Here is a 586-nt window from a genome sequence, read left to right as displayed (position 1 = left end):
CGGCACCTCTGGTGGGTGGCGTTGAAGACCCGACGTGCCGCAGCCCGCAGGCCCTTGTGGTCGTCGGCGATCACCAGCTTCACGCCGCGCAGGCCCCGGTCGGCCAGGGACCGTAGGAACTCGGTCCAGAAGGTCTCGGCTTCGGATGGCCCGGTGGCGACACCCAGAACCTCGCGCTTGCCGTCCTCGTTGACCGCCACCGCAATTATCACCGCCTTGCTGATGATGCGCCCGCCTTCCCGGACCTTGAGGTATGTGGCGTCCAGCCAGAGATAGGGCCACGCGCCCTCCAGAGGCCGGGAGAGGAAGGCGTTCACTCGTTCGTCGATCTCGGCGCAGAGGCGACTGACCTGGCTCTTCGACATGCCGCCCGCGCCCATGGCCTTGACCAGATCGTCGACCGAGCGCGTCGAGACACCATGGACGTAGGCCTCCTGGATGACGGCCACCAAGGCCTTCTCCGCCGTGCGGCGCGGCTCCAGGAAGCTGGGGAAATAGCTGCCCTTGCGCAGCTTGGGGATCTCCAGCGCGATCCGCCCGGCCCGGGTATCCCAGTCGCGGTCACGGTATCCGTTGCGCTGAACCT

The 586-nt window shown here is 67.4% G+C and carries 1 protein-coding gene; it reads right to left on the bottom strand.

Annotation, left to right across the window (positions count from 1 at the left end; translation table 11 throughout):
- On the bottom strand, positions 1–586 hold a 586-nt coding region (locus tag ACFHYO_RS15680), incomplete at both ends, for an IS256 family transposase (protein WP_394321632.1).

This window comes from Paracoccus panacisoli (assembly GCF_042435015.1).
In the GTDB taxonomy this organism is placed as follows: Bacteria; Pseudomonadota; Alphaproteobacteria; order Rhodobacterales; family Rhodobacteraceae; genus Paracoccus; species Paracoccus panacisoli.
Note: the sequence above shows the minus strand (reverse complement) of the source record. Positions and strands in the feature narration are given on the sequence as shown.